At 61.0% G+C, this 6000-nt stretch carries 2 protein-coding genes; both read left to right on the top strand.

The genetic code is table 11. The features are described 5' to 3' along the window. Positions 1-153: 153 nt before the first annotated feature. On the top strand, positions 154-3153 hold the full coding sequence (locus tag AC3WRI_RS28600; RefSeq protein ID WP_454742976.1) for a Tn3 family transposase: 3000 nt from the start codon (positions 154-156) through the stop codon (positions 3151-3153). Continuing rightward, entirely contained in the window at positions 3146-3481 is a 336-nt protein-coding gene (gene tnpC, locus AC3WRI_RS28595; protein ID WP_454742975.1) for a Tn3 family transposase post-transcriptional regulator TnpC, read from the top strand. Before AC3WRI_RS28600 ends, tnpC begins: the two co-directional genes overlap by 8 nt. Positions 3482-6000: the final 2519 nt, after the last annotated feature.

The raw sequence follows: 6000 nt of genomic DNA, 5'->3' as shown, positions 1-6000 counted from the left end.
AGGCCTCCAGCCAAGATACGGGAATCCGCTATCATAAGCCTTTTGGTTATATAGATTTGCGATGTTATTTCCAGTGGTTATGAGGCGCCACTAGCGTTCCGCCGGGACCCTCCGCTAGACTGGCTGGCCCTTCAGCGATTGCCGAGATCCTGTATGGCTACTGTCGAGCGTACCGCTTACCCGCGTTTTCCGAAGGTCTTCTCCACCAAGGAACTGCAGGCGTGCTACACGCCGGACGCCGAGGAACTGGATTGGGCCGCTCGTTCCACCCGCGGCCAGGGTGCGCGTCTTGGCTTGCTGGTGCTACTGAAGGTCTTCCAGCAACTGCATTACTTCCCCAACCTGGACAGCATACCGACCGCCGTGATCGACCATGTGCGCGCCAGCGCCGGACTGGATCCCAATGCGGCGTTTGGCTATGACCGAAGGCTGTCTCCCATGCTGTACCGTCATTACACAGCGGTGCGCGAGTTTCTGGGTGTCCAGCCCTATATCGGCAGCGATGCGAACGAGACCGCTATTCGCGCCGCGCGCGAGGCAGCGGAATCCATGGATCAGCCGGTGGACATCATCAATGCCACCATTGACGCGCTGATCCTGCACCAGATCGAACTGCCGGCCTTCTCCACATTGGACAGCATCGCCGGGCAAGTACATGCGCGCACGCAGACCGCGCTGTTCCGGCGTGTCGCGCGGCGCCTGTCTGATGAGGAGAAGCAGAGGCTGGACCGGCTTCTTACCCGAGAATTTACCAACCGCCTGACCACCTACAACAACATCAAGCGTCACGCGCGCCGCCCATCCCGCAAGCATCTCAACCTACTGATTGAACACCTGACCTTACTCGACGGTCTTGGCGATTTCTCTGGCACGATCGCAGGCGTGCCAGCCTCGAAGCTGCGCTCCCTCGCCAGCCAGGCGATGAGCCTGGACGCGGCCAATCTGCGGGAAATCCTGCCTGAGAAGCGCTACACGCTGATCGTCGCCTTGCTCAACCACATGCGCGTGCGCACCCGGGACGATCTCGCGGAAATGTTCATCCGCCGCATGGGTGCCATCCACAAGCGGGCGAAGGACGAAATGGAGCGCATCCAGTCGCGCCAGCGCGCGCAGATGGAAAAGCTCGTCACGCTACTCGACGGCGTGGTCGATATCGTCGCCGACGGCCAGGACGACGCGCAGATCGGCGCGCAGGTGCGGCGCTTCCTGGCGCCGTCCGGTGATCTGGACGCCTTGCGCGAGAGCTGCGCCGAAGTGCGGGCCTTCAGCGGCAACAACTACCTGCCGCTGCTGTGGCGGCATTTCCGGGCGCACCGCTCGGTGATGCTGCGCCTGGCGCAGGTGCTGGAGTGGGAGTCGACCAGCCAGTCACGCACGCTGCTGGCCGCGCTGGACGTGGTGCTGGAAAACGAAGCGCTGCACCGCGAGTGGATCGCCGCCGAGGTGGATCTCAGCTTCGCTTCGGAGCGCTGGAGGAAGCTCGTGCGCCGCCCCCACGACCAGGGCGCGTCGACCAACCGGCGCTATCTGGAGCTATGTGTGCTCTCCCACATGGTGAACGAACTGCGCTCCGGCGACCTGTGCGTGGTGGGCTCCGATGCCTTTGCCGACTACCGGGCACACCTGCTGCCCTGGCGGGAATGCGAGCGGCGCCTGCCGGAGTACTGCGCCAAGCTGGACATGCCGGCCAACGCGCAGGACTTCGTCGCGCATCTGCGCCAGTGGCTGGGCGAGGCGGCACGCACGCTGGATAGCAGTTTTCCCGACAAACGCCAGCACGTGACCATCGGCCAGGACGGCGAGCCGGTGCTCAAGCGCACTGTCGCGCGCGAGATTCCGGCGAGCGCGGTGGCGTTGCAGCAGGCGCTGATCCGGCGCATGCCTACACGCAACCTGCTGGACGTGCTGGCGAATATCGAGCACTGGACTCACTTCACGCGGCACTTCGGCCCACTCTCCGGCAGCGATCCCAAGATTCGCAATGCTGCCGAGCGGTACCTGCTGACCATCTTCGCCATGGGCTGCAACCTCGGACCCACCCAGGCGGCCCGGCATATGCGAGACCGGGTGACACCCCACATGATGTCGTTCGTCAACCGCCGGCACCTGAGCCTGGAGCGGCTCGAAACCGCGCAACGGGAACTGATCGAGCTGTACCTGCGACTCGACCTGCCCAAGCATTGGGGGGATGGCAAGACCGTGGCGGCCGACGGCACGCAGTACGACTTCTACGATAACAACCTGCTGGCCGGTTATCACTTCCGCTATCGCAAGATGGGTGCGGTGGCCTACCGGCATGTGGCCGACAATTACATCGCGGTGTTCCGCCATTTCATTCCGCCCGGCGTGTGGGAAGCCATCTACGTGATCGAGGGGCTGCTCAAGGCAGGGCTGAGCGTCCAGGCCGATACCGTGCATGCTGACACCCAAGGTCAGTCGGCCGCCGTGTTCGCCTTCACTCACCTGCTTGGCATCAACCTGATGCCGCGGATTCGCAACTGGCAGGACCTTAAGCTCTACCGCGCTGACGCCGATGTGAAATACAAGCACATCGACCGGCTATTCTCGGACACTGTCGATTGGGATCTGATCGCCTTCCACTGGCAAGACCTGATGCAGGTCGCGCTATCGATCCAGGCCGGAACGATTTCTTCGCCGCTCCTGCTGCGCCGATTCGGCTCGGAAAGCCGCCGCAACCGCCTGTTCCTGGCCGCACAGGAACTCGGCAAGGTCGTGCGTACGGTGTTCCTGCTCGACTGGATCGGCAGCCGGGAGTTGCGCCAGGAAATCACCGCCACCACCAACAAGATCGAGTCCTACAACGGCTTTGCCAAGTGGTTCTCGTTCGGCGGCGACGTGCTGGCGGAGAACGATCCCGACGAGCAGCAGAAGCGCTTGCGCTACAACGACCTGATCGCCTCGGCGGTGATCCTGCAGAATACCGCCGACATGATGCAGGCGCTGCGCGCCATGGTGAAGGAAGGCATCCGCATCAAGGTGGCCGACATAGGGATTTTGAGTCCCTATCTCACCAGCAATATCAAGCGCTTCGGCGACTACAAGTTGAACCTCGAGCGGGTGCCGGAGCCCTGGATCCGCGATAGCCTATTTGCCGGTCCCGCCCATTCTGTCCGCCGGCCGCGCCATGCCTGACACCCGCACCCCCTATGGCAAGTTCGACGCCGCGGCATTGGCAGCGCTTCGCGAGACATTCGACACGACGGCCATCTTGTGTCTGGTGGACCAACTGGATGCCATCCGCGCTCGCTACGGCGCCCCGAGCGGGCTGCGCGACGATCTGCTGCGCCTGCACGGCATGGCACACACGGTCATGAATGGCGCGGGCCTGGCCTACGCGACGACGGGTCCCACGCTGCTTGATCAGGCCGATGAGGTCTTGGACGAGCTCGACGACTGGATTGCTATGCTCAAGCGCGCGGTGCAGGCGCTTGAGCCCTTGCAGCGATTGCGTGCGGCATGAGGCCTGATCGCCAATCTGGCGAGATCGACATGCCATGGACAGCGGTTGTTCGCCGGCGCACGCACGGGATTGCGCCCCTGGCCAGAGGAAGCGGCCACGCAGCAGGCATGCAACGCTGGCGCTGGCTGACATTGCATCTCATTGCGCTAGACTGAACCTCCAAATGACTGGCACCATCGTCCTGATCTTTCTCGTGGTCTACTTGGATCGGACGATGTCCCGGTCAGGATCGCCCTGGCGAATCCGCACCAGGACCTGTCGGTAGCTGGCATCCGCTGGTGACAGGAGTAAAAGTTGCGAAAAAAATCACCCGCAAGGTTTAGGCCGTGCCTCAGGTCAGAGGTTTGGCGGCGGCTACGATCATCCAGGCATGGCTTATCCCTTAGTGGACAAGCCAAAACGAAAATGGGCCCTGACTACATTGGTCAGGGCCCTGTCTGGCTACTGCAGATACTGCTCCCCTCGAGTCTGAAGGAAATAGTAGGAAGTACGTCCGTCGATTTCCAGTCCAATTGCCTCCGGCATCCGAGGGGTGGCGGGGCAGCCGTTTGATGTGGTAAGGATGGGCACGCCACACAGCCAGTCGGAAGCTATGGCGTCTGGTCGCGTGGATCGTTTGCCGAAGGGTTCCCGACTGACCTCTTGCGGCCAGCCGACCTGCAGGAGGAATCACCTGAACTCGCTCGACTGACGGAAGGCGACGAGATCGTCAGTGACTACCGCTGCCTTAGATCGTAGACAGTCCATTGAGGGCCGTCATGGGTGCGGTCACCAAGAGCACTTCATAGAATTCCGGTGCCACGGATTTGAATACTATTCTTGGAGGTGCTTAGCTTCGCAGGCGCGTGGCGAGCACTCGATCCAGGTGCGAAATTTGGCGTTGAATGAGCTCGCGTCTACGTCGGCGGCGCGCTGAGACGATGGTCAGCACGCATAGCATGAAGCTGAGGCCAACTACGAGGGCAATGGTAGCGAGGGAGTTCATTTGATGTTTGCCTTGACGATTTCGGCGTCCAAGCCTGGAATCATAGAACCCGAACTCCTGGATGCTTAGGTCGAAATAAGACCTTATTCGGTGCAAAGGACTACTGCAAAACGCGGTAATTTGTGCTAGTAGTCCTGTTTCTCCTTTGTCGACGAGTTCGCACCGGTGCCGGCTCGTCGTGGAAAGCGCTTACGGGGAAAGGCGCGCCTCCGCTCCGTCACGCGGCGCCTGTCGGTAGGCGGGCGGCGGCCGAGAGACTCGGCTAGACGTGCCGTGATCGGATTGACGACGCCAGCCGCTGCATCCGGAGGGACACGCTCACGTGTCTCATAGAAGGCATTGACTCTCGCGTTTGTAATCGTGGACGAGGGCTTCCAACATCAGCCACTGCGACTGTAGGGCGCGTTTGAGGAGGGACGTGATGGCCAGGTCAAAGTGCAATCCGGCCTCCGTCAGCGCGCGACCGGCCCGCTGGGGCCGCTAACGTACTGCGGCTCCCGCGAACGGACAATACGTGCTGCTCCACTCGAGTACAGGCGGTTTACCCTGTTTACGTCTTTGACGCTGGTTAGTTCTGGAATATCGGCCGTTATAACGCTGCTCGCTTCCGATCGAGTAACACTGCGCGCTGAAACGGCGTCTGCTGCGTGCTTAGCTCTATCGCACACACCTCGCGGCAAGATTCGCCGCCTGGCACGAATTCACCGAAGTGGCCAAAACCCGTCAACTGCCCCCCCGCGGCAGAATAGATGTCGCCCCGATAGAATTTGAACCCTGGGGGCGATAAGAGATAGAAGTGGCTCGTTACGGACAAGAATTCAGTGCGACACGTGTCGCCGTCGGCCGCGCGTCAAGCGGCATGTAGTAACTGATGGCAAAGCTCATCCTTGCCTTGTCACAGTTGTCCGGTAGTTGAGGATGACACCGTGACCTGCTGTACGACCAGTAGTTGCCTACCCAGACATGCGCGACGGGTAACCATCGGGTATGAAGCTTTGGGGACAATGTACTTCTCGTAAGACGGTTTTCTTGGTGACAAGGATGAACCGACACTGCCAGCAGCCGCGCGGTGTGAAGGCTAGGCAAGTTCCGCATGCACAACGTAAGTGAACCGTCGCCAGAATCTTCGTGATGTCCAAGGAGCCAAAGCTGCTGTCAGGCTCTGACCAAAATGGTGGGTGGCCGGCTATTCCCCTTGAATATGGGAATACGTCGTCGAGGTGCCACCGGAGAATAGACGGGTGCTAAACGGATAGGCTCGCGTAGTCTTACGAGTCGGTAGGGATGGGAACGTGGTAAGCCCGATTCCTCGCCACTGAATCAGTGTATCGAGTTGGCGGCAGGCGACCCGCGAGGGAAGCTCTTGGGGGAGCGGGTAAGAGAACGCGGAGAAAGCGAAAGGCATGCTGTAATGGTGTGCATAGGGGTTCAAACTTTGCCCCGACCTGGAAGGGTGCAGACTTCCGCGAAGTGTGGCTGTCGCAAACCAGTATCTGAGGTTCGACGTGGGGGAAGCTTGGAAGAAGCTGCGTCA

The organism is Cupriavidus sp. FW305-27 (assembly GCF_058787995.1).
This window is presented reverse-complemented; position numbering and strand designations above follow the sequence as displayed.